Genomic DNA, 25522 nt, shown 5'->3' on the forward strand with positions numbered 1-25522 from the left:
ATGATATTATGATTTAAGCGATTTTACTAAATATTTGGGGACTTCGGTATACCCTTGCCGGTCATAAAACCGATGTGCTTCGGTTCTTCTGGAATGGGAGTGCAATTCGATCCGATCGCAGTTTCGTTCCTGTGCCAATGCTACACAATGGGCTTCCATTTCTTTACCGATACCTTTACTACGGGCGGTTTCATCTACGGCAAAATAACTGATCCGTGCAAAATCGCCTTCAAGGGCTAATTGTGGGATAAAATGAATCGAAATAAAAGCAAGTACTTCGTTGGCTTCTTCATAAACGAATAAAACCGCATCGGAATGCGACAGTAGGATTTCTAATTTTTTCAGGATAAAATTTTCGGTATCGGGATAATCCATTTGTTTTAGTAAATCCTGTATTTTGGTGCTGTCGGCTAAAGTAGCTTTACGGATGGACATAATTGAAGTTTGCAAATCGGTCATCATTCAAATTTAACCTTTTACGCCAGAATTGTGGTGCTGAAAGGTGTTAATTTATGTATAAATTTTGCGACGATGTTGCTGTAATTGTACCGCGATTATTTCGGATTGACTTTTGGTACATTACGTGTATGGCAATGAATACCGCCACCACATAAATTAAGGGCGATACTGTCGATTGCGATGACTTTCCGATCCGGGAATACGTTTTTTAAAATGGTCAGAGCGGCTTCATCTTTTTCCTTTATGATATATGGCATGCCTTCGCGATAGTATTTTTGAGCGATAACCAGATTGTTTGTAATCAGGAAATTACAATAACTCAATGCCGGCAGTACTTTCATATGTTCCTGTGGAAACGGACTTCCGTCTTTGAGTTTGCCGTGCAGTAAATCATATGGGAAGTGATAATTTTCATAAACGTCGTCACCTTCTTTGACTGTGATATAAATCGGTTCCGGAACCGGCATTTGTATGATGTGAAAAGGGTTTCCGTTTTGATCGGTTTCTTTTTGCAGTATCGTATAAGCTAAATCCAGTCGCTCTTTATTTAAGGCATGAATCGGATTTTGTAAGGCTTCTTCTGTTGTAATATGTGCCAGTAGGATAGTATTCCGACTTACAAAACGGCACATCTCGTCGATATGACCGTTTGCCGAAGCCGAACGATAGGCGTGAAACGCTCCGTTTTCGTCTGGAATGGGGCCGGCATGCATATCTTCGTCGTCATAAGTGGCATACGGTAACCAGATTACTTTATCGAGGTTAAAAATCCGTTTGAATTCATCTTCCACCTGTTCTTTGGTCCAGCCTTTGTTGCGCTTTGTGACTTCGGTATCTTCAATGGTCATCAAAATGCCATTTCCGTTAAATTCCCGATCACCGCCTTCACTGGTTAATCGTGTAAAAATCAAACCTTCGATATCGATAAATTTAGCATGAACCCGATCAAATTCTTCCATCTTTTTGGAAATCGGATGGTTGTTGGGAAAAATACCGTAGGAATCGAAATTAAAGTCTACTACTGCGCGTTCGCCTTTTTCATTGATCAGTATTTCGGCTCCGAAATCCCGCGGGTAAATAAATTCGGACGGGAAAACCATAAAACTGATTTTTTCACAGTCGATCGTGTGATTCTTCAATTCCTGCATCGCACGTTCTTTGGCGGCTTCGTCATAACAGGAAACGATAATGGCTACATGGCCCAATAAATGTGAAATAATGGAAATGGTCACAGCTTCGATGTCATATTCTTTGGAAGCAGTGGCATATTGTACCAATGGCCATACCAGTAAAACGGATTCCTGTGGTTCGAATTCACCAACGGTTTTGTAGTTGTGCGCGCGCATTACAAGTAATTTTTTGACTTATAAAGTTACAAAAATTATACGGACTTTTTAGGAACCGGAGTAGGTAACAATATCAATTCCGATCCCGTTTGGATCCTTGATAGCGAAATGTCGGTCGCCCCATGGTTCGTCCCGTAATTCGATTTCGATCGGAATGTTTTTGTGACACATGTACTCATAAAGACTGTCAACATTTTCGACTTCAATAGTCAGATACATTCCGTTTCCGGTAAAAGCCGGTTGAAATAAAGGTTGTTGTGACGGATGGTTGGGTTCTAAAAAGCTGACTTCAAAGAAGCCGTCCGGGCTATGCATTAAAAGGTAAAAGTCGTTTTCGAAAGTAACGTCAAATCCCAATACGGAAGTATAAAAGGCTTTACTTTCGGCTCGTTTTGTCGTGATAATGCCAAAGTTGAATTTCATAATTATAGGGTTAAATTTAGAATACAAAGTTCTGTTGTTAAATGAAGAAAAAATTGTAAAAAACGGACAATCGCAATGTCGGTTCTAAAATTTTATTTTTTTATAGCATTTTTAGGAGTACGGCCATACATGCTTTTGAATTCCCGGATAAAATGAGCCTGATCGTAATAACCATAATCCAAAAAAGAATAATCAGTAGGGCTATTCGAATCGAAATGCTGTCGTATTGCGTTTTGAAAGCGTACGACCTTACAAAATGTCTTTGTAGAATCACCTAAGTAATAATGGGACAAACGACGTAGTTGCCGCAGACTGATGCCGGCATCAAGTTCCGTTTCGAGATTCAGATTCCCGGATTTTGAAAAGATATTGTTGATGGCACTAAAAAAGCGAAAATCGGGTTGTAAAACAGTACGATTGATCCGGTTCAGGTAGTAATGATCCAGTTGGCGTTTAATGGTTTTGGTATCCTGACCAGGGGTAAAATACATTTTGAAATAGTTGGCTTTTTCCGGTAAAACCAATTGTAATAATTCGTAACGATAGGATAGTTCGGAAGCATCAATCTGAAAAAGAAGTGGGAACATGGCCGGGTAAAAACGAATACCAATATAATGGAATGTTTTTCCCAATGGAAATTCAGTGCAATGCGCATTAAATCCGCTTATATAGGCTTCTGAAGGATTATCGGGTTCAAAATAAATATCCATACAACCGTCTGCGACTACCTGATAGCTGAATTCATCCTGAAGTTTCTGATTGGTTTTCAATTGCCAGTAGCAATAAATATAAGCGGAAAGCCTGGTATCGGGCAAAAATTCCCGATAGCTCACACCGTCAGAAGTAGGCTGTATTGTAGGCTGGATAGGTTTGTATAACGCTTTTATGTTGCTATTTATCGTCAAAATGATTGTGATTTGCCGGAATCCGATTAATTTTAAATCTTTGTTACCGGTAAAAATAATGTCTTAAATTTAGAAATGAAAAAAATATACCTATTGTTGTTTACTTTTGTTAGTATGACTTCTATGGCGCAACATTTTACAAAAGAAGAGAAAGCTCGTATCCATTCCGGTGACAGAAAACAGAAAATGAAGGTTATTCAGATAACGGAACCTTCGGAATTGAACATACTACAATCGGTATCAAAAGATATAAATCCCATCGACAAAGATTTGACAGCACTACTGGAAAGAATGTATCTGGCGGTTACGGATCCGGAAGATGGTGGTGTAGGAATCGCCGCACCACAGGTTGGAATTAACCGAAATGTAATCTGGGTTCAGCGGTTTGATAAAAGTGGAGAGCCGTTTGAAGCCTACATCAATCCGGTGATCATCTGGCGTTCCAAATTGCTTCGAAAAGGAAACGAAGGTTGTTTGTCGATTCCGGACCGAAGTGGCGATGTATTCCGCAATTATACGATCCGATTGTCCTATCAGGATATTAAAGGTGTGAAGCACGAAGAAATTATCGAAGGCTTTACAGCGGTGATTTTCCAGCATGAAACCGATCATCTGAACGGTATTTTGTTTACCGACCGACTGGAGGAACAAACAAAGAATACCTATCACAGCATTAACAATGAGACCTCGTTATATTTAGAAGACCGTTTAAAACGCCAGTAATTATGAAAGTCAGTTTGGGAAGGGTAATTCTTTTAGTGGAAGATTACGACAAGGCATTTGATTTCTATCGCAAGAATTTTTTCTGTAAAAAACTTTACGATGCGACTATGCCAGACGGGCAACGCTATGTCCATATTGGCTTCTCCGATAATACTACCGTTGGATTATGGTTGCTTAAAGCTGATGACGCGACCCAGTCGGCACTTATAGGACAACAAACAGGCGGTCAGCCTACGATTGTAATTTATACTGATAATTGTGAAGACCTATACCATTATGTAAAAACCAATATGGTCGAAATTATCGAAGCGCTAACCATTACTACCGAAAGTAAGTTTTTCCATTGTAAAGATTTATACGGAAACCGACTTACCGTTGTTGAAGTACTGCATTAAATCGTGATTTTTTTACACTTCAAACTTTTATATCAGCTTTTTAGTAACAAATTGTTTTGTTTTTAACAGTGAATATTTAAAATTGAAAAAAATATTTTGTAAGGTATTTTTTTATAATTTTTTTGTTAATTTTATAGTGATAACAATTTCCCTTGTAAGGTAAATACCTAATACCTACGAGGCTCTAAATTCGTCACTATGAATAATAAAATTGTTAACGTATTACTAGCCAAAGCTTTATTCCTTTTTTTGCTGCCCTATAACCTGTTGGCTCAAAATACCGATAGCCTAAAAATACCGCCAGCTCCGGTTCCGGTTGCCGCTCCGGTAAAATACCCACAAGTTCAGTTTAAAGGCCTTTTTCAGGCACGTTATCTGGTAGGACTTACCGATAATGTGGACTTAAATGGTTTACACCATTCCGATGGCAATGTTACCCAAAATTCTTTCGATATTAAAAGAATGCGGGCACAGGTCAGAGCCAAAATATCAGAACGAACAGAAGTTGTGGCATTGGTTAATCTCGCCGACTTTAAATCAGACCCAAAAAATAAAGTACTCGAAAACGCCTATCTCAAATATACGTTTAATAACTATTTTGCGATTACTGTTGGCCAGTTTCGTCCCTGGTTTGGTATCGAAGAGACCTATCCGGTCGATATTATCAAATCAATGGATTTTTCGAATCAGTATTATGAATTTGGAAAAAATGGTTGGACCAGTTTTCAGATCGGTGCCTCATTAACGGGTGCTCTTGATGTTGGTAAATTACCCATTACCTATGCTTTTTCGGTAGTAAACGGAAACGGTCGGAATCAGGAAATGGACAAAGATAACGGGAAACAATATTCGACCCGGATTGTAATGGGATTGTCTAAAAAGAACAATGTCAACTTTGGATTAAACGCAGGACTTGGCGAGGTTTTCAAAAAAGAAGTATACGCTTTTGGTGCCGATATCACGGCCGATTTTCAACTCACAGATCGCTTGTTTTTCGAAACCCAAATGGAAGCCAAACAAGCCATTAATCACAATCTGTATTTTTCACTACCAGTAGACGAACGCACACCGTATATCAGTAATTACCAGATACGCGGTTTTTATTTTCTGCCCAATCTACGGTACGAAATCAAATATAAAAAACTGAGTGCAATCGAGTTTTCCTGTCGTTATGAATATATGGATTCCAATTTCCGAATCAATTCCAATGTTCGGCAGACACTTGTGCCGATGCTCGGATTCGAATTCCTGAAAGATTATGGAGCCCGGATTCAGTTGGGATTACAAATCGATCGTTATAAGCATACCATCGACGATACGACTACGCATAACAATAACCTGTTATTACTACAGGTACAGAGTCGCCTTTAAAAAATATTAATATAAAACTGCTCCCCATGAAAGAAGTTAACATTACCAGAGTTTTGATCACTTTGGCTGCCGGTATTGCTTTATGGCTGATTCCGCAACCAGATGGCGTTACTCCCGAGGCGTGGCATTTATTTGCCATTTTTGTAGCCACTATTTTAGGAATTATACTAAAGGCGGCTCCAATGGGAACGATGTGTATGATTGCCATCGGGATCACGGCATTTTCGCAGGTGTTGGCACCGGGTGAAGCCGGTAAATCCATCACATTGGCACTAAGAGGGTTTGGCGATAAAGTCATCTGGCTTATCGGAATTTCGTTTTTTATCGCCCGTGGGTTTATTAAAACCGGATTGGGAAACCGAATAGCCTTTTTGTTTATCCGGATATTCGGAAAAAGTTCCCTCGGATTGGCCTATGGATTAGGACTGGCCGATTTGTGCCTGGCACCGGCAATTCCGAGTAATACGGCACGTGGTGGGGGGATCATCTATCCGATTATGAAATCGATGGCGATTAGTTTTGGATCCGAACCCGATAAACCGGAAACGCACCGCAAGCTTGGTTCCTTTCTCACGTTGAACAGTTATAATATGAACCTTATCGCGTCGTCGATGTTTCTAACCGGAACGGCCAGTAATCCGATGTGTCAGAAGTTTGCAGCCGATCTGGGGATTAAAATTTCCTGGATGTCGTGGGCCATTGCGGCGATTATCCCGGGATTGGTTTCTTTTTTTGTGATTCCGTTCGTGTTGTATAAATTATATCCGCCGGAAGTAAAGAAAACGGGCGATGCTCCACAAATGGCAGCTCAAAAACTAAAAGAAATGGGACCGGTTACCCGTAACGAATGGCTAATGTTACTGGCGTTCTTCATTTTGTTGTTTTTATGGATCACCGGAGATTTGTTTTCAATTGATGCAACAACAACGGCTTTTATCGGTTTGATTATGCTATTACTGACGTCTGTATTGACCTGGGAAGATATTAAATCGGAAAAAGGAGCCTGGGATACGATTGTTTGGTTTTCGGTTTTGGTAATGATGGCCAGTTCGCTAAATGAATTGGGTTTTATCGGATGGTTTAGTAACCTGGTAAAAGTACAGATTGGCGATTTAAGCTGGCAGATTGCCTTTCCGGTGATCATTCTGGTTTATTTTTTCAGTCATTATTTGTTTGCGAGTGCTACGGCGCATGTGGCAGCGATGTATGCGGCTTTGCTAGGCGTAGGTGTTTCGATGGGTATTCCGGGGCTTTTACTGGCTTTTATGTTGGGTTTTATCGGTTCGTTATACGGAACACTAACGCATTACGGTCACGGGCCGGCACCGGTATTCTTCGGAAGCGGTTATGTCGATTTAAAAAGCTGGTGGCTCCGCGGGCTCGAAACCGGTCTGATCTTATTACTCATCTATATGACCATTGGCGGACTATGGATGAAAATTATCGGTTACTATTAATTTAAAAGAATATAGCATGCAATCACTTACAAGAAAAATTTTGATGTGCCTGACGGGGCTGTTTTTGTGTTTTTTCCTGATCATCCATCTTTTGGGAAACCTGCAACTATTCCTGCCGGCCGAAACAGCACAATTACAGTTTAACGCCTATTCGCATTTTTTATCGGGAAATCTGTTTATCAAAATGGTTTCCTATGTTTTGTACGCTTCAATTATACTTCATGCACTGTATGCTTTGATTATTACGATGAAAAACAAACAGTCGGGCGGAACTTATAAAACGGATAACCGCGCAAGAGCCAGTAAATGGTACAGTCGGAATATGGGTGTATTGGGAACGGTTTTACTGCTTTTCCTGATCATTCATTTTAAAAATTTCTGGTACGAATATAAATTCGGAGCCTTACCAATGGATGCCAATGGAAATAAAGACCTCTATACATTGGTTGTGACAACTTATCAGGAAGGATGGTATGTCGTGATCTATGTGATATCGATGATCGCATTGGGGTATCATCTTTTGCATGGTTTTTTCAGTGCCATCCGGACTTTGGGTATATTTCATCCCAAATTTGTACGATGGATCCGTTATTTCGGAATCGGCTATTCGCTGATGATCAGCCTTGGATTTGCCATTATTCCGGTGTATGTCTACTTTCTAAATGCTAAATAAAAAATGATGGGATATGAATATGGATGCTAAAATACCGGGAGGACCGCTCGAAGAAAAATGGTCCAATTATAAAAAGAATGCCAAACTGGTTAATCCGGCCAACCGAAAAAAAATCGATGTGATTGTAGTGGGAACCGGATTGGCGGGAAGTTCGATTGCCGCTTCGTTGGGTGAAATGGGCTATAACGTCAAATCGTTTTGTTTTCAGGATAGTGCGCGACGGGCACATTCTGTAGCAGCTCAGGGTGGTGTCAATGCGGCTAAAAATTATAAAAACGACGGTGATAGTGTGTACCGGATGTTTGTCGATACCTTAAAAGGAGGCGATTTCAGAGCCAGAGAAGCCAATGTATACCGGATGGCGGAGTGTTCGTTAAATCTGATTGATCAGGCCGTAGCACAAGGCGTTCCGTTTGGTCGGGAGTATGGTGGTTACCTGAACAATCGTTCTTTTGGTGGCGTACAGGTGAGTCGGACGTTTTATGCCCGCGGACAAACGGGACAACAATTATTGATAGGAGCCTATCAGGCGTTAATGCGTCAGGTGCATAAAAAAACGGTACAATTGTTTACCCGTCATGAAATGCTCGATCTGGTAACAATCGACGGAAAGGCGAGGGGCATTATTGTACGAAATCTCGATACCGGCGAAATTGAAAGACATGCAGCGCATGCGGTGGTGCTGGCTACCGGCGGATTTGGTAAAATTTATTATTTGTCGACGTTGGCAATGGGATGCAACGGTTCGGCTATCTGGAGAGCGCATAAAAAAGGTGCCTTGATGGCGAGTCCGAGTTGGACACAAATTCATCCGACATCATTGCCACAATCGGGCGATTATCAATCGAAACTGACGTTAATGTCGGAATCCCTGCGAAACGACGGACGTATATGGGTACCGGTACAAGAAAACGAACAACGCGAAGCAAACGCTATTCCGGAGGAAGAACGCGATTATTACCTCGAACGGCGTTATCCGGCTTTTGGAAATCTGGCGCCGAGGGATATTTCTTCCCGTGCGGCCAAAGAGCGTATCGATGCCGGATTTGGCGTAGGCGCACTTAAAAATGCCGTTTATCTGGATTTTTCCAAAGCAATCCGGGAACAAGGTGTCGCTAAGATCAAGGAAAAATATGGAAACCTTTTTGATATGTATCGGAAAATTACCGGAATCGATGCGTATAAAGAACCCATGATGATTTCGCCGGCAGCGCATTTCTCTATGGGCGGACTTTGGGTCGATTATGAACTGATGACGACCATTCCGGGACTTTTTGCGTTGGGCGAAGCCAATTTTGCCGATCATGGTGCCAACCGATTGGGGGCGAATTCCTTATTGCAAGCCTCGGTCGATGGTTATTTTATCGCACCCTATACGATGGCAAATTACCTTTCGGGTGAAATTCATACCGGAAAAATTCCAACGGATCATCCGGCTTTCGATGAAGCCGAAAAACAGGTAAAAGAACAGTTGGAGCGTTTTGTCCATTCTAAAGGAACCAAAACGGTCGATTATTACCATAAAACATTAGGTAAGCTGTTATATGACTATTGCGGACTTTCGCGGAATGAATCCGGTTTACAATTTGCCATTACCGAAATCAAAAAGTTGCGAAAAGAGTTCTACGAAAATGTCCATATTCCGGGAACAGTCGACACAATGAATGCCGAACTGGAAAAAGCCGGTCGCGTTGCCGATTATCTGGAAATTGGAGAATTGATGTGCTACGACGCTTTAACGCGAAATGAATCCTGCGGTGCACATTTTCGCGAAGAATACCAAACGCCCGATGGAGAAGCTATGCGAAACGATGCTGATTTTCAGTTTATTTCCGCCTGGGAATGGAGTGGGGAGGACAACGAACCTACATTGCATAAAGAACCGTTGGTATTCGAAAATGTAAAACCTATTGTAAGAAGCTACAAATAATTAAAGGGAAAAGGCTATGAAATTACACCTGAAAATTTGGAGACAAAAAGATAAAAATACACAGGGAGAACTGGTCGATTATTGGTTGGAAGACGTTAATCCGCATATGTCGTTCCTGGAAATGTTGGATACGCTTAACGAAAAACTGGTACTTTCGGATGAAACACCCGTTGAGTTTGATCACGATTGTCGGGAAGGAATTTGCGGACAATGTGGCGTGATGATAAACGGACTGGCACATGGTCCGCTAAAAAACACCACGACCTGTCAGTTGCATTTGCGGGAGTTTAAGGATGGCGAAACGATTGTCATCGAACCGTTCCGATCCAAAGCCTTTCCGGTTAAAAAGGATCTGAAAGTCGATCGTGGTGCTTTTGATCGAATTATCGCTTCCGGTGGATTTGTATCGGTCAATACAGGACAGGCTCCGGAAGCGAACAGTATTCCTGTCAATCACGAAACAGCAGAATCTGCTTTCGATTCGGCTGCCTGTATTGGTTGTGGCGCTTGTGTGGCGACCTGTAAAAACGGAAGTGCCGCTTTGTTTACCTCGGCTAAGATCTCGCATATGGCGAAATTACCGCAGGGAAAAGAAGAAAGACAGCATCGGGTACTAAATATGATTCAGCAAATGGATAGCGAAGATTTCGGACATTGTTCGAATACCGAAGCCTGCGAAGTGGAATGTCCGCAAAGTATTTCGGTACTCAATATCGCGCAGATGAATTACGAATACAACCGGGCGAAAATCCTGAAAAAGTAGACGCACACTGTTATATATTTCTAAAAAGGGGAAAGATGGAGGTTAAGACTTCCATCTTTTTTTAGGATTATAATTTAGTTCTGATTATTTCGAGGTTATTTTTAACAGTTTTAGTAGTTATAAATTATAAATTTGCATTTCAATAGTTTTTATAATGATAACAACAGCGACGGAACCCACAACATTAGAACAGTACTTCCAACAATTCCGAAAAAATATTATCGGTATTGATCAGGAATTCGAATCTCCTTTCGGAACACAAAAAATTATTTATACCGACTGGACGGCCAGTGGACGTTTGTATCGTCCGATCGAGGAAAAACTGATCAACGATTTTGGACCTTTTGTTGCCAATACGCATACCGAAACAACAGTTTCCGGAACAGCGATGACGATGGCCTATCATGAAGCCCGTCATATCATTAAAAAACACGTAAATAGTAATCAGGATGATGTTCTGATTGTGGATGGTTCGGGAATGACCGGTGTGATTAATAAATTTCAGCGTATTTTAGGATTAAAAGTTCCTGAAAATCTTCAGAAATACACCCAAATACCGGACGAGAAAAAACCGGTTGTTTTTATTTCGCATATGGAACACCATTCCAACCAGACATCCTGGCTGGAAACCATTGCAAAAGTGGAAGTGATTCCGGCTTGTGAGCAGGGATTGATTTGCCTGGACAGCTTCCGTACTCTGTTGGAAGAATACAAAGATTGCACGTTGAAAATCGCTTCCGTTACGGCTTGTTCTAATGTAACCGGAATCCGAACGCCTTACCACGAAATCGCGAAAATGATCCACGAATATAATGGTGTTTGTTTTGTCGATTTTGCCTGTTCGGCGCCCTATGTAAAAATTGACATGCATCCGGCCGATAATCCGGAAGGGTATCTGGATGCCATTTTTATGTCGCCACACAAATTCCTGGGCGGACCTGGTACGTCGGGTGTGTTGGTATTTAATAAAAAACTATACAAAAATATGATCCCGGACTGCCCGGGTGGCGGTACTGTGAGTTGGACGAATCCTTGGGGCGAACACAAATATCTGGATAATATCGAAGAACGCGAAGACGGTGGTACTCCCGGCTTTTTACAGGTAATCAAAACCGCTTTAGCTGTGAAGCTAAAAGAACAAATGGGGATTGATAATATACTGAAACGCGAACATGAAATTATCGAACAGGTTTTTGGACGTTTAAAAAGTGTACCGAATATCAATATTTTGGCCGGACAACACGAAGATCGTTTGGGGGTGGTTTCGTTTTATATCAACGAACTGCATTTTAATCTGGGCGTAAAAATACTAAACGATAAATTTGGTATTCAAACCCGTGGCGGTTGCAGTTGTGCCGGTACGTACGGACACTATCTGTTACACGTTGATCAGGAAACATCGCATTATCTTACCGATAAAATTACTTCGGGTGATTTGATCGAAAAACCAGGATGGATTCGTATGTCCATTCACCCGACGACCACGACCGATGAGGTAGAGTATGTTTGTAATAGCTTACAAGCTTTGGCCGAAAATCATAAAGAATGGAGCAAGGATTATGAATACAACAAAAAATCAAATGAGTTTGTTCATAAGCAAGCGTTGCATTCCGAAAAACAAATGGTAGAAAACTGGTTTCAACTATAAAAAAAAAACAAAGCCCTGATTATGTCAGGGCTTTTTTAATTCTTGGCGATCGATCCGATTGTTTGTCACGGTGTTTCCAGCGTTTGTGTGTCCACAAATAAAATTCCGGCGCTTCATAAATTTGTGCTTCAACCATTCGCAAATAAGTTGAGGTGATTTCGTAATTCGGAATTTCCTTTGGATTTTCAGATAATGGAACAAAAGTGGCTTGATAATGACCTCGTTTTACCTTTTGTACTTTTACAAAAACCAACGATAAATCCAGTTTTTTAGCCAACATTTCCGCACCGGTAAATACCGGAACATTGATTCCCATAAAAGTATCGAAATAGTTTGTACGGTGTAATTGCGGCGATTGATCACTCGCAAATCCGTAGAATCCTTTTACATTATTGATTTCGTTGCGACGAATGCCATCGACGGTTTCTTTGGCTTCGATTACCGTCGAATTAAAACGGGAACGAATATCACGGATTAGTTTGTCAAAATATTTGTTTTGTATTTTTTTGTAAACGGCAAATGTTCTGAAATTAATGTATTTATCGATAATGATCAACCATTCCCAACTGGCATAATGGGCACACATCATGATGATACTTTTATTTTTTTTCTCCATTTCCTGTACCAACTCGATATTGGTAAAAACAAATCGTTTTTTCATTTCGGCTTCCGAGATGGTCATTGTTTTTACCATTTCCAAAAACATATCACACATATGCTGGAAAAACTTTCGTTCAATACGACGGCGTTCCTGTTCCGATAAATGGGGTAAAGTATCGGCTAAATTTTTTCGCACGGTCTTTTTTCGGTATCCGATAACATGGTATACTATAAAATAAATACAGTCCGAAAGCAGATAAAAAACAGGGAAAGGAAGCATAGAGACACACCATAAAAACGGGTATGCTATTATATAGAGTATAAACTGCATTTTTAATTATTTTTTACAAATATACCTTTTAAAAATATTTTTACCATTCCAAATTAACATTACCTAAACAAACAATGTGTATTTTTACACAAAGAAAATAATAGAGCAGCATGGATCCTGTATTGTTAGTGATTATTGCGATTAATGTAATCGTAAGTTTTAAAGGATTTAACGATCCGGCTTTTTTTAGAAAATACGAATTTCATATCGGTAGTATTCGTGCCGGAGAACAGATCAGAATGTTTTCATCTTCTTTTCTACATGCCGATATTGCCCACTTGGCTTTTAACATGATAACCCTTTTCTTTTTTGCACCGGTGGTACTACATGATTTGGGTACGCTTTCGTTTTTGATCATCTATATCGGAAGTTTGTTGTGTGGCAGTTTACTCACATTATATTTTCATAAAGACGATTATTATTACCGGGCAATTGGCGCTTCGGGAGCGGTTACGGGAATATTGTATTCGGCCATATTATTGCGTCCGGATATGACGTTGGGATTGTATTTTATTATCCCGGTTCCGGCCTATTTGTTCGGAATTGGCTATTTGCTGTATTCGATTTATGGAATGAAAGCCAAAAACGACAATATTGGACATGTGGCGCATTTTGGCGGCGCAATTGGCGGCTATGTGATCACAATTGCCAAAGTACCCGAAATGTTAACCGAAAATACCCTTATGGTAATCCTGTTGGCCATACCAATTATTATCCTGTTTTTTCTGGCGAAAACAGGAAAGTTATAAATTTTGGCATCACATTTGATTTATACGATTTAACTTTAAAAGCACAAAAATGAAAAAATTAGCAGTATTCGCAGTAGCCTTATTTATGGCAACCGTTACAACAAACGCACAGGAAATGAAAACACAACCACAGATAATTGTTTCCGGAGAAGGGAAAATTAAAGTAACCCCAGACTATGTGATCATTAGCGTAGGAGTGGAAAATACCGGCGAGCAAGCTGCCGATGTGAAAAAGAAAAATGATATCGCAATCGACGCGGTGATCAAATACCTGAAAAAATCGAAATTACCGGAATCGGATTTTCAAACCAAACAGGTACAATTAAACAAAACCTACGATTACGAAAAGAAAAAACATTACTTTACAGCAAGTCAGACGATTTCGATTACGTTAAAAGATTTGTCTAAATACGATACGGTGATGTTAGGATTAGTAGATTCTGGTATCAATGTGATCAACGGAGTAGATTTCAGATCGACAAAAGTAGCAGAATACGAATCACAGGCACGTGTAAAAGCAGTTCAGAATGCTAAAGCTAAAGCACAGGATTATGCCGGTGCTTTAAACCAGAAAATGGGGAAAGCGATTTTAGTGTCTGATAATTCATCGACCTATTACCCAAGACCGTATATGGCGGCCATGAAAATGTCGGCTGATACGGAAATGTCAAGAGAAACATTGGCTATCGGTGAAATCGAAGTAACAGCAAACGTAACGATCAACTACGCTTTAGACTAACAAAGCGTCTTACATAAGAACAAAAAAACGGCTTCATTGAAGCCGTTTTTTTATTTATAAACCTGAAAGAGTTATTGTTTTCGATTTGTTTGGATCTATTTCATAAGCCAAGTCTTCAATCAATCGATTTTTTCGATGCTGATATTGACCTAGCATCATAGCGCCATCGTTATGATTTAGGTGTAACTGGATCATTTCGTTTACGGCACGGATTTCGTCTAGCAAATCGATGATTTTATATAGTTTGGCTTTATTCATAGCCTAAGTTACGGCTTTTTTTCTGGATTAAAAGTGTATTTCCAGAAATCCTTTAGGACATTTTCGGCCAAAATTATCCCGTTTTGTTTTACTGAAAAGGGTCATCCAAAATAGGTCTTTGTGAGTTTTAAACCTGACAGGTTTCGCAAACCTGTCAGGTTTATATGCCGGGTTTAGCAGCGAAAACGACTACTATTGGGTGAAAATGATTCTGTAAACATTTGAATACGATTTCTTTACATTTTTTCGATCGTTTAAATTTTTCAATTTTCAAGAATTGTCTATTTTTGCACATGCAACACAACGTACTTATTTTAGATTTCGGGTCGCAATACACACAGCTTATTGCGAGAAGAGTTCGCGAATTAAACATTTTCTGCGAAATTTTTCCTTACAATCACTTTCCGAGTGATTTATCAAGTTATAAAGCGGTTATCCTTTCCGGTAGCCCGTATTCCGTTAGATCAGAAGACGCTCCACATCCTGATTTGTCTCAAATCAGAGGTAAAATGCCGTTATTAGCCGTTTGTTACGGTGCACAATATCTGGCACATTTTAGCGGTGGCGAAGTAGCGCCTTCCAATATCCGTGAATACGGTCGCGCCAATTTGTCTTTTGTTAAAGACGATGAATTGTTTTTTGATGAAGTAGCATTGAACAGTCAGGTTTGGATGAGCCATAGCGATACGATTAAACAATTACCAACGAACGGTGTACGCCTGGCCAGTACCAAAGATGTGGAAAACGCAGCCTACCGTATTGAAGGTGAAACAACATATGCCATTCAGTTCCACCCGGAAGTATACCATTCGACCGATGGAAAACAAATGTTGGAAAACTTCCTGGTAAAAATTGCTGAAGTACCACAAACATTTACACCAAAAGCCTTTGTAGAGGAAATCGTGGAAGAAATGCGCGAGAAAATCAAGGGTGACAAGGTGGTTTTAGGACTTTCTGGCGGTGTCGACTCCACCGTGGCAGCCGTATTGTTAAATAAAGCAATCGGTGAAAACTTATACTGTATCTTCGTGAATAACGGACTTTTACGTAAAAATGAATTCGAAAGTGTATTGGAACAATACAAAGGAATGGGATTAAATGTAAAAGGAGTAGACGCCTCGGCACGTTTTTTGACTGAGTTAGCAGGAATTGAAGATCCGGAGTTAAAACGAAAAACTATCGGACGTGTGTTCATTGAAGTATTTGATGATGAAGCCCATCTGATCGAAGATGTAAAATGGCTGGCTCAGGGTACGATTTACCCGGATGTAATCGAATCGGTATCCGTTAAAGGACCATCGGCTACAATTAAATCACACCATAATGTGGGTGGTTTACCGGATTATATGAAATTACAAATCGTAGAACCACTTCGAATGTTGTTTAAAGATGAAGTACGAAGAGTAGGCGCTACATTGGGAATCAGTCCGGATTTATTAGGAAGACATCCATTCCCGGGACCAGGTTTATCGATCCGTATTTTAGGGGATATTACACCGGAAAAAGTTCAGATTCTACAGGATGTGGATGCGATCTTTATCGAAGGTTTAAAATCACACGGATTATATGATAAGGTATGGCAGGCGGGAGCGATTCTCCTTCCGGTAAATAGCGTAGGAGTTATGGGAGACGAGCGTACCTATGAAAAAGTGGTGGCATTACGTGCGGTGGAATCGACCGACGGAATGACGGCTGACTGGGTGCATTTGCCATATGATTTCCTGATGAAAATATCAAACGAAATTATCAATAAAGTGAAAGGGGTAAATCGGGTTGTTTATGATATCAGCTCTAAACCGCCAGCCACTATTGAGTGGGAATAAAAAGAAAAGTAAATTCTGAATAAGTCGTTATAAAATTCTAACTTTATAACGACTTATTCGCGTAAAAAAAGTAGTATGAAACATTTTGTAACTGTTGTAATTTCAGGATTGTTCCTGTCGAATGTTGCCTTTGCGCAAACCAAAAATTACATCGAACATAAGGTAGAAAAAGGAGAAACGGTAGTGCAGATTGCCAAGAAATACAGTGTAACGCCTTATGATATTTATCGGATGAATCCCGATTCGCAAAACGGATTAAAGGAAAATACGAAAATACTGGTTCCGACAGGTGCCGGCAAAATGCTTGCTGCTAAAACAGATGATAAAAAAGCCCCGGTTAAAGAGGTGGTGAAAGATAAGGTCAAAGAAGCGGTTGCGACTAAAACCATCACACATACGGTAGAACCAAAAGAAGGAGTATACGGTATCGCAAAAAAATACGGAACCTCTATTGAAGCGATTTATAAAAGCAATCCGTCTGTCGAAAAAGAAGGATTAAAAATTGGTCAGGTATTAACGATTAGTGTACCAAAAACAGACAAAGAGCCGGTTAAAAATACGGTTCAGGAAGTGAAACAATCACTTGTGCCAACCAATGGTAAAACCTCGTATCATATAGTGGAAGCCAAAGAAACCAAATTTGGAATCGCTAAAAAATACGGATTATCGGTTTCGGAACTGGAAGACTTGAACCCGGCGATCAAAGAGAATCTGGAAATCGGATACAATCTTAGATTGAGTAAAAATGTTCCGGCGGTTCCGAAAACCGTAGAAAAAGAAATCGAAAAAGTCGCTGTAAACAATAAATACATGACCTACGAGGTCAAACCAAAGGAAACCATGTACCGTTTAACCAAATCGTCCGGTTTGTCGGAAGAACAGCTTGTGGCGTTAAACCCGGAATTAAAAGACGGAGTGAAAGCGGGAATGCAATTGAAAATGCCGAATACGTCTAAATTTGACGAGGTTAAAGGAAATAAAACATCCGTTGATATCGTAAAAACGCTGAAAAAAGACAACGAAAAGGAATTGGTATTGTTTATGCCGTTTAATCTGGATCGTATTGCTTCGGACTCAGTACGTACCACTCAGGAACGATTGCGTTCGGATAAATTCCTAAACATGACACTGGATTTTTATGCCGGTGCTTTAATGGCGATCGATTCGGCGCGCGCACTGGGATTACCGGTTAAAGTCCGAATTTTTGATTCGAAAGAAACGAAAAACAACTCGGCTGTTGCGGCAGTTATTGATAAAAACAATTTTTCGAATACCGATGCCGTTATCGGTCCGTTTTTCCAGTCAAATGTGGAAAATACTGCAAACTTGTTAAGTCAGTACAATACACCGGTGATTTCGCCATTGTCGAACGAAAAAGGAAAACCCTATTCGAACCTGTTCCAATCGATGCCCAATTCGGATGATGTAAAACGCAAGATGTTCGATTATATGCAATCTAAAAATGGAAACATTATTGCAATTGTCGATCCGAAAAAAGGTTCTTCACGACAATTTCTAAAAGAAAATTACCCATCGGTACGATTGGCGGAATTAAACGAAAAAGGAGCGGTTACGTTGGAAAATATCAAAAGCCTGATGGAAGCCGATAAAGTGAATTTTGTAATTCTGGAAACCGAAAGCAAAACATTGGTATTGAATTCGCTGAATGTTTTGGTGAGTGCCTTATCGCAATTCCAGGTACAACTGGTAACATTAGAGAAAAACGAAACGCTGGATTTTGATGAAATTCCGTTGAGTCGTTTAACCAAACTACGCTTATTGTATCCGTCGGTTACCAAAGATAACGAAACACCGGAGGCTTTGGTTTTTGCCAATACCTTTAAAAAGAAAAACAATATTTTCCCGAACCGTTTTGCAACCCGTGGTTTCGATGTAACGTTCGACGTAATTGTGCGTATGTTCCAGGAAAACGGATTTAAAGAATCGGTGAATGAAAACGCTTCCGAACAGGTGGAAAATAAATTTGACTATACCAGTTTGGGTGGTGGTTACTACAATACCGGTGTGTTTATTATGAATTACAACGATGATTTAACCGTTAAAGAAGCAAAATAATGACCTCAAAAGTAACCTATCTGGGCGATTTAAGAACATCGTCTATCCATCTACAATCCGGGAGTGAAATTATTTCCGATGCGCCGGTAGATAATAACGGAAAAGGAGAAGCCTTTTCACCAACCGATACGGTAGCCAATGCTTTGGCGAGTTGTATGTTTACCGTTATGGGAATTAAGGCCCGTTCGATGGAGGTGGATTTTTCCGGATCGACAGCCGAAGTAACCAAAATCATGCAAGCCGAACCCCGTAAAATTTCAGAAATTCAGGTGGTTTTCCATATGGATATCGAAGCCGATGCTAAAACCAGAACGATTCTGGAAAGAACGGCATTAACCTGTCCGGTGTATTTGAGTTTAAATCCGGATATCAAAAAAGTAATAACCTTTAACTGGAAATAATGATTAAGAAGGAACAAGATTACAATATGTTAGACTGGTGGAGAAAAGTGATGCTGGATAATTATGCTACCTTTTCCGGCCGAGCCCGACGTGCGGAATATTGGAATTTTATGCTGTTTCATATAATTGTTATGTTTTCATTATGGATGGGAGTTTTTGTGGGTCTTGGTTCGGAATCTGAAATGTTTGGAGGATTGATGGCCATTTTGTTGATAGTATATGTTTTGGGGACAATTCTTCCGTCACTGGCTGTTACAGTAAGAAGATTGCACGATGTGAATAAAAGCGGCTGGATGTACCTGATTTGTTTGATTCCGTTTGGATCGTTTATGCTGTTATATTATATGGTATTGTACGGTGACCACGGAAGAAACGATTATGGAGAAGATCCAAAAATGCCACCAGGCAGAAGTGCAATTTCCCAAATAGGAATAGAGTAATGTTTCCGGATAAACAAAAAGAATTACTAATAAAAATAGCGCATACCAAAATGCCCTTTGGAAAATACGAAGGGCGTTTTCTTATCGACCTGCCCGAATATTATGTCGTATGGTATCACAATAAAGGTTTTCCAAAAGGACAACTGGGCGAACAACTACAGTTGGTATACGAATTAAAACTAAACGGACTGGAAGAATTGGTGCGAAACATCAGAAGGAATTTCCCAAAACCGTAACCGATTTATTAACGAATAATTGTCAGGGTACCGTTATTAATTCTCAATTTATAATTGTACTTTTGCCAAGTTTTTTACACAACTACAACAAACAACAACACAATGAATCAGACAAAATATATTTTTGTTACAGGAGGTGTGACTTCTTCCTTAGGAAAAGGAATTATCGCAGCTTCTTTAGCTAAATTATTACAGGCAAGAGGTTACCGAACGACGATCCAGAAATTCGATCCCTATATTAATGTGGATCCGGGGACATTAAATCCCTACGAACATGGGGAGTGTTATGTAACGGATGATGGTGCAGAAACAGACCTGGATTTAGGACATTACGAACGTTTTCTAAATGTACCGACATCGCAGGCCAATAACGTCACTACCGGTAGAGTGTATCTTTCGGTAATCGAAAAAGAACGTCGTGGTGAGTTTTTAGGAAAAACGGTTCAGGTGGTGCCGCATATCACCAACGAAATTAAAGAACGCATGCAATTGCTGGGGAAATCCGGCGATTATGATATAGTGATCACTGAAATTGGTGGAACAGTAGGAGATATCGAATCCTTACCGTATATCGAATCGGTTCGTCAGTTATTATGGGAATTGGGCGATAACAACGGAATTGTGATTCACCTGACATTGGTTCCGTATCTGGCGGCTGCGGGTGAGTTAAAAACAAAACCAACGCAACACTCGGTTAAAACCCTGATGGAAAGCGGAATCAAAGCCGATATCCTGGTTTGTAGAACCGAACATGAAATATCGTCTGATTTACGTCAGAAACTGGCTTTGTTCTGTAACGTTAAAAAAGAAGCAGTGATTCAATCGATCGATGCTTCTACGATTTACGACGTACCAAATTTAATGCTCGAAGAAGGATTGGATCGCGTAGCGTTAAAAAAACTGGACTTACCGGAAAAAAATACTCCGGATTTGTCACAATGGAATGAGTTCTTGCACAAACTGAAAAACCCGAAGCACACCGTTAACATCGGTTTGGTTGGGAAATATGTAGAATTACAGGATTCGTATAAATCGATCCTGGAAGCCTTTATTCACGCCGGAGCGGCCAATGAAACAAAAGTGAACGTGATCAGCATTCACTCCGAGCATTTGGACGAAAGAACGGTAGCCGACAAGCTAAAAGGTCTGGATGGTATTTTAGTAGCACCCGGATTTGGTGGAAGAGGAATTGAAGGAAAAATTGAAACCGTACGCTACGCCCGTGAAAACAAAATTCCGTTTTTCGGAATCTGTTTGGGTATGCAAATGGCGGTGATCGAATATTCCAGAAATGTACTGGGTTATGTGGATGCCAATTCGACCGAAATGAACGAAAGCACGGCATATCCGGTAATCAGTATCATGGAAGAACAAAAAAATATTACCGATAAAGGAGGAACCATGCGTTTGGGCGCCTGGAAATGTACTTTAAAAGAAAATACATTGGCACACTCCATTTATGGGAAAACCAATATTTTGGAACGCCACCGTCACCGTTACGAATTTAACGGCGATTATATGGAAGTTCTGGAAAATGCAGGATTAAAAGCATCGGGTGTGAATCCGGACACCGGACTGGTAGAAGTTATCGAATTGGAAAACCATCCATTCTTTATCGGAGTTCAGTACCATCCGGAATACAAGAGTACCGTTGCCAATCCGCATCCGTTATTTGTACATTTTGTACAAGCGGCGGTTACGAATAAAGTTGGTTGCTAAAAAAGCAACACCGTAAATAGTAAACATTAGAATGGAAGAAAAGAAATTAGACGCAAAATCTATTGTAGGATTTGTTTTGATTGCCGGATTGATGATCTGGATGATGTTTAACAACATCGAGAAAGAGAAAAAATCCATGGCTGCTGACGCTGAAAAAGCGAAAACTGAAAAAGTGGAAAAAGCCAGGGAAACTGCTGTTAGTAAAGTAATAGCTGATACCACCAAAACGGACTCTCTTCGCGTAAAAGCGTTACAGGGTTCATTAGGAGCTTTTGCCTATAGCGCGTCATTGCCGTCGGCTAAAGAAAACGTTACGGAAGTATCCAATGGCGTTTTAACGTTAAAAATTGCGAACAAAGGTGGTTATATCACCGAAGCAACTATTAACGGTTTTGAGCAATTCAGTAAAGATTCTAAAAAACAGGTGGCTTTGATTCAGCAAAACAATGCTAACCTGAACTTACAAATCCATACGCAGGACAATCGTATTTTAAATACGAAAGACCTTTATTTCGAACCAACCGTTACCAAAGAAGGCGCTAACGATGTTGTAACCATGCGTTTAAAAGCAGGTGCGAATCAATTCCTGGAATACCGTTATGTATTAAAACCAAAAGAATACATGATGGATTTCGCGATCCGTTCGCAAGGGTTGAGTTCTGTGGTAAACACAGCGAAACCGTTGGATATGGAATGGCAGTTAAAATCGTTCCGTAACGAGAAAAGTGTAAGCTACGAAAACCGTTATACCGATTTGGTATACGAATACGAAAACGGAAAAGACAACTCGCTAAGTGCGACGAGTAAACTAGACGAGAAATCGGCTGAAGCTGTAACGTATGTGGCGTTTAAACAACATTTCTTTACATCGATTTTATTAACCGATACACCGTTTAAAACGGCTCAGTTAAAGTCGGAAAACCTGGTTCACGACGAAAAAATCGACACGGTTTATACTAAAAACTTTGTAGCAAAATTACCGTTGGAATTTAAAAACGGAGAATTAAACTATAATATGAACTGGTATTATGGTCCATCGGATTATAATATCTTAAATTCATACAATAAGAATTTAGACGAAATCATGCCTTTGGGATGGGGAATCTTCGGTTGGATCAACCGTTATGTATTTATCCCGGTTTACAACGTATTGAGCGATTATATCCCTCACGGAATCGCGATCATTATCTTTACGATCTTAGTGCGTTTGGTGATGTCACCGGTAACGTATAAATCCTACCTGTCGCAGGCGAAAATGAAAGTATTGCGTCCGGAGATTGCCGAATTAAACGAGAAATACGGTAAAGATCCGATGAAAAAACAACAGGAAACGATGAAACTGTACAATAAGGCAGGTGTAAACCCAATGGCAGGTTGTTTGCCGGCGCTGATGCAGATTCCGGTTTTCTACGCACTCTTCCAGTTCTTCCCATCCTATTTCGATTTAAGACAGAAGAGTTTCCTTTGGGCAGATGACTTATCATCATACGATTCGGTATTACATTTACCATTCTATATTCCATTCTATGGAAACCACGTGAGTTTATTCCCGATATTAGCTTCTGTTGCGATTTTCTTCTATATGAAAATGACAACCGGAGATCAGGCAATGAGTACGCCACCACAGGAAGGAATGCCGGATATGAGCAAAATCATGAAAATCATGATCTATGTTTCACCTATTATGATGTTGTTCTTCTTTAATAACTATGCCTCTGGTTTGAGTTTGTACTATTTTATTTCAAACACCATCACAATTGGTATTATGTTGGTTATCAAGAATTACATTGTTAACGAAGAGAAGATCCATGCTCAGATTCAGGAAAATAAGACGAAACCTCAGAAACAGAGTAAGTTTCAACGAAAAATGCAGGAAATGATGGAGCAGGCCGAGGCACAGAAAAATGCCAAGGGCAACAAAAAATAAAAAAAAGCATCCATCACGGATGCTTTTTTTGTACAATCTTTTGATAAATTAGCAAACCGACATTATAAAATTATTTTCAGGATTTTACGTTTTAATTTTGGATAAGCCCAATACTATGAAAACAACATTTTTAACGCTATGCTCTTTATTCTCTGCTGTAGCTTTCGCACAGGAAATCAATAAAACCGACGATAAAGGTCAACGTCACGGATTGTGGAAAGGTATTTATGAAGATACTAAGTACCCGCGCTATGAAGGAACATTTGATCATGGTAAAGAAACAGGTGTTTTTAAATATTTCGACAACACCAAAGCAGGTCCGGTTATTGGGACTCGTGATTTTTCAGCCAACGATGGGTCTAATTACAGTATTTTTTTCGATCAGAAAGGAAATAAGGTAAGCGAAGGGAAAATTGTTAACAAAGAACACGAAGGCGAATGGAAAATTTACCACAAAGGGGGGAAACCGGTGATGACACTGGAGTATTATAAAAACGGAAAATTAGACGGTATACGAAAGACTTTCTACCCAAATGGTGCGATTGCCGAAGAAGTAACCTATGTGAACGGGGTCAAGCAAGGGATTTATAAAAAGTATTCCGATAAAGGAGTGGTGATTGAAGAAACGGGTTATCTTAATGATCAATTCGACGGACCGTCTATCTATCGCAATGCCGCCAATGAAGTAACCGTTCGCGGTCAGTTTAAAAATGGTAAAAAATCCGGAATCTGGAAATTCTACGAAAAAAATAAACTGGTTAAGGAAGTCAATGCGAAAAAGGTAAACGATATGACGTTTAAAATGGTTACCGATTCGGACGGAAAGAAGAAACCAACCGAATTAAAAAGCAAAACCGAATAATATTGTACTTTTGCTGAAAATAACTGAAAATCAATATAAAAAGAAGGAGAATAAATAAATGAAACGAGTAGTCGTAGGACTTTCCGGTGGTGTGGATTCGAGTGTGGCAGCCTATCTTTTACAAGAGCAGGGCTATGAAGTGATTGGCCTTTTTATGAAAAACTGGCACGATGATTCGGTAACAATATCGAACGAATGCCCATGGCTGGAAGATAGTAATGATGCGCTTTTGGTCGCCGAAAAATTAGGAATTCCTTTTCAGACGGTCGATCTGAGTGAACAATATAAAGAACGTATTGTAGACTATATGTTTAACGAATACGAAAAGGGGAGAACCCCAAACCCGGATGTACTTTGCAACCGCGAAATCAAGTTTGATGTCTTTATGAAAATTGCGTTAAGTCTTGGTGCCGATTATGTGGCTACCGGACATTATTGTCGTAAAGGAATCCTTGAAAAAGACGGAGAAGAAGTATATCAACTGCTGGCGGGTGTCGATGGGAATAAAGACCAATCGTATTTCCTATGTCAGTTATCGCAGGAGCAACTGGCTAAATCCTTGTTTCCTATCGGAGAATTAACCAAACCGCAGGTACGCGAAATTGCAGCGCGCATGGAATTGGTTACGGCTGAAAAGAAAGATTCACAAGGACTTTGTTTTATCGGAAAAGTACGCCTACCGGAGTTTTTACAACAACAATTACAACCGAAAGAAGGATTAATTTTTGAAGTGGATGCCGATAGTCCGGTGTACCATCAGGAACAACCAACATTCGCTTCGCAGGAAGAAGAATTGGCCTATTTATCTAAAAATATAGCCTATACACCCGAATTGGGGAAAGTGGTTGGAAAACACCAGGGCGCGCACTATTTTACAATCGGTCAGCGTAAAGGTTTGAATGTTGGCGGTACAAAAGAACCGTTGTTTATCATTGCTACCGATGTTACGTCGAATACGATTTATACCGGTCAGGGGAACAACCATCCCGGTTTGTTTAAAAAAGCCTTGTTTATCCAACAACCGGAAGTGCACTGGATTCGTGAGGATTTGAAATTAAAAGCCGGTGAAAAAATGGAAGTGATGGCGCGTATCCGCTACCGGCAACCATTACAAAAAGCAACCTTATTCCAATTTGAAGACGGAATGTATGTCCTTTTCGAAGAGCCACAATCGGCCATAACAGAGGGGCAATTTGTCTCATGGCATATTGGAGAAGAATTAGTTGGTTCGGGAGTAATTTCTTAAATTGCGTTTTCAAATCCCCGAA

25 protein-coding genes are annotated in these 25522 nt (G+C 40.1%); 19 read left to right on the forward strand and 6 right to left on the reverse strand.

Annotated features, from left to right (window positions below; translation table 11 throughout):
• Positions 1-6: 6 nt before the first annotated feature.
• From ABFU83_RS04830 to ABFU83_RS04845, 4 genes are all read right to left on the reverse strand, one after another.
• Positions 7-435, reverse strand: a complete 429-nt coding sequence (locus tag ABFU83_RS04830) for a GNAT family N-acetyltransferase (protein WP_347069328.1) — start codon at positions 433-435, stop codon at positions 7-9.
• A gap of 119 nt (positions 436-554) precedes the next feature.
• Positions 555-1805 carry an agmatine deiminase family protein gene (locus tag ABFU83_RS04835; RefSeq protein ID WP_347069330.1) on the reverse strand — a complete coding sequence of 417 codons (1251 nt, stop codon included), beginning with the start codon at positions 1803-1805 and terminating at the stop codon, positions 555-557.
• A gap of 48 nt (positions 1806-1853) precedes the next feature.
• Entirely contained in the window at positions 1854-2228 is a 375-nt protein-coding gene (locus ABFU83_RS04840; RefSeq protein ID WP_347069331.1) for a VOC family protein, read from the reverse strand.
• Between the two features lie 92 nt (positions 2229-2320).
• Positions 2321-3133, reverse strand: a complete 813-nt coding sequence (locus ABFU83_RS04845) for a helix-turn-helix domain-containing protein (protein ID WP_347069332.1) — start codon at positions 3131-3133, stop codon at positions 2321-2323.
• Between the two features lie 75 nt (positions 3134-3208).
• Here ABFU83_RS04845 and def point away from each other — a divergent pair, with 75 nt between their 5' ends.
• From def to ABFU83_RS04885, 8 genes are all read left to right on the forward strand, one after another.
• On the forward strand, positions 3209-3856 hold the full coding sequence (gene def / locus ABFU83_RS04850; protein ID WP_347069333.1) for a peptide deformylase: 648 nt from the start codon (positions 3209-3211) through the stop codon (positions 3854-3856).
• A gap of 2 nt (positions 3857-3858) precedes the next feature.
• Positions 3859-4251, forward strand: a complete 393-nt coding sequence (locus ABFU83_RS04855; protein ID WP_347069334.1) for a VOC family protein — start codon at positions 3859-3861, stop codon at positions 4249-4251.
• 198 nt (positions 4252-4449) lie between these two features.
• Entirely contained in the window at positions 4450-5622 is a 1173-nt protein-coding gene (locus tag ABFU83_RS04860) for a porin (RefSeq protein WP_347069335.1), read from the forward strand.
• A 26-nt stretch (positions 5623-5648) separates the two neighbouring features.
• Entirely contained in the window at positions 5649-7079 is a 1431-nt protein-coding gene (locus ABFU83_RS04865) for an anion permease (RefSeq protein ID WP_347069336.1), read from the forward strand.
• A gap of 16 nt (positions 7080-7095) precedes the next feature.
• Positions 7096-7752: a succinate dehydrogenase cytochrome b subunit gene (locus ABFU83_RS04870; protein ID WP_347069337.1), complete on the forward strand. Its 657-nt coding sequence runs from the start codon at positions 7096-7098 to the stop codon at positions 7750-7752.
• Between the two features lie 13 nt (positions 7753-7765).
• Positions 7766-9682, forward strand: a complete 1917-nt coding sequence (locus ABFU83_RS04875; protein ID WP_347069339.1) for a fumarate reductase/succinate dehydrogenase flavoprotein subunit — start codon at positions 7766-7768, stop codon at positions 9680-9682.
• 16 nt (positions 9683-9698) lie between these two features.
• Complete coding sequence (locus ABFU83_RS04880) at positions 9699-10445, forward strand: succinate dehydrogenase/fumarate reductase iron-sulfur subunit (RefSeq protein WP_347069340.1); 747 nt, start codon at positions 9699-9701, stop codon at positions 10443-10445.
• Between the two features lie 154 nt (positions 10446-10599).
• On the forward strand, positions 10600-12093 hold the full coding sequence (locus ABFU83_RS04885; protein WP_347069341.1) for an aminotransferase class V-fold PLP-dependent enzyme: 1494 nt from the start codon (positions 10600-10602) through the stop codon (positions 12091-12093).
• A gap of 19 nt (positions 12094-12112) precedes the next feature.
• Here ABFU83_RS04885 and ABFU83_RS04890 read toward each other — a convergent pair whose 3' ends face one another.
• Positions 12113-13024 carry a lysophospholipid acyltransferase family protein gene (locus ABFU83_RS04890; protein ID WP_347069342.1) on the reverse strand — a complete coding sequence of 304 codons (912 nt, stop codon included), beginning with the start codon at positions 13022-13024 and terminating at the stop codon, positions 12113-12115.
• A gap of 110 nt (positions 13025-13134) precedes the next feature.
• Here ABFU83_RS04890 and ABFU83_RS04895 point away from each other — a divergent pair, with 110 nt between their 5' ends.
• Both ABFU83_RS04895 and ABFU83_RS04900 read left to right on the forward strand, forming a co-directional pair.
• Complete coding sequence (locus ABFU83_RS04895) at positions 13135-13773, forward strand: rhomboid family intramembrane serine protease (RefSeq protein ID WP_347069343.1); 639 nt, start codon at positions 13135-13137, stop codon at positions 13771-13773.
• 49 nt (positions 13774-13822) lie between these two features.
• Positions 13823-14512 carry an SIMPL domain-containing protein gene (locus ABFU83_RS04900; RefSeq protein ID WP_347069344.1) on the forward strand — a complete coding sequence of 230 codons (690 nt, stop codon included), beginning with the start codon at positions 13823-13825 and terminating at the stop codon, positions 14510-14512.
• Positions 14513-14566: 54 nt separating this feature from the next.
• Here the strand turns inward: ABFU83_RS04900 and ABFU83_RS04905 are convergent, their stop codons facing one another.
• Positions 14567-14770, reverse strand: a complete 204-nt coding sequence (locus ABFU83_RS04905; protein ID WP_347069346.1) for a hypothetical protein — start codon at positions 14768-14770, stop codon at positions 14567-14569.
• A gap of 293 nt (positions 14771-15063) precedes the next feature.
• Between ABFU83_RS04905 and guaA the strand changes: the two genes are divergently transcribed.
• The 9 genes from guaA to mnmA all read left to right on the forward strand — a co-directional run bounded on the left by guaA (position 15064) and on the right by mnmA (position 25500).
• A complete protein-coding gene (gene guaA, locus ABFU83_RS04910; protein ID WP_347069347.1) occupies positions 15064-16593 on the forward strand; it encodes a glutamine-hydrolyzing GMP synthase in 1530 nt (509 codons plus the stop codon).
• A gap of 75 nt (positions 16594-16668) precedes the next feature.
• Positions 16669-18669, forward strand: coding sequence for a LysM peptidoglycan-binding domain-containing protein (locus tag ABFU83_RS04915; protein WP_347069348.1), 2001 nt, complete (start codon positions 16669-16671; stop codon positions 18667-18669).
• On the forward strand, positions 18669-19070 hold the full coding sequence (locus ABFU83_RS04920; RefSeq protein WP_347069349.1) for an OsmC family protein: 402 nt from the start codon (positions 18669-18671) through the stop codon (positions 19068-19070). Before ABFU83_RS04915 ends, ABFU83_RS04920 begins: the two co-directional genes overlap by 1 nt.
• On the forward strand, positions 19070-19510 hold the full coding sequence (locus ABFU83_RS04925) for a DUF805 domain-containing protein (protein ID WP_347069350.1): 441 nt from the start codon (positions 19070-19072) through the stop codon (positions 19508-19510). Before ABFU83_RS04920 ends, ABFU83_RS04925 begins: the two co-directional genes overlap by 1 nt.
• Positions 19510-19746: a DUF3820 family protein gene (locus ABFU83_RS04930; RefSeq protein WP_347069352.1), complete on the forward strand. Its 237-nt coding sequence runs from the start codon at positions 19510-19512 to the stop codon at positions 19744-19746. The genes ABFU83_RS04925 and ABFU83_RS04930 overlap by 1 nt, the downstream gene beginning before the upstream one ends.
• 102 nt (positions 19747-19848) lie before the next feature.
• Positions 19849-21465: a CTP synthase gene (locus ABFU83_RS04935; protein WP_347069353.1), complete on the forward strand. Its 1617-nt coding sequence runs from the start codon at positions 19849-19851 to the stop codon at positions 21463-21465.
• Between the two features lie 31 nt (positions 21466-21496).
• The gene (gene yidC, locus ABFU83_RS04940; protein WP_347069354.1) at positions 21497-23392 is read left to right on the forward strand and encodes a membrane protein insertase YidC; all 1896 of its coding nucleotides are present in this window, start codon (positions 21497-21499) and stop codon (positions 23390-23392) included.
• Between the two features lie 115 nt (positions 23393-23507).
• Positions 23508-24254 carry a hypothetical protein gene (locus ABFU83_RS04945; RefSeq protein ID WP_347069355.1) on the forward strand — a complete coding sequence of 249 codons (747 nt, stop codon included), beginning with the start codon at positions 23508-23510 and terminating at the stop codon, positions 24252-24254.
• A 58-nt stretch (positions 24255-24312) separates the two neighbouring features.
• Positions 24313-25500, forward strand: coding sequence for a tRNA 2-thiouridine(34) synthase MnmA (gene mnmA / locus ABFU83_RS04950; RefSeq protein WP_136401233.1), 1188 nt, complete (start codon positions 24313-24315; stop codon positions 25498-25500).
• Positions 25501-25522 lie beyond the last annotated feature (22 nt).

It is taken from the genome of Flavobacterium sp. WV_118_3 (assembly GCF_039778605.1).
Lineage (GTDB): Bacteria > Bacteroidota > Bacteroidia > Flavobacteriales > Flavobacteriaceae > Flavobacterium.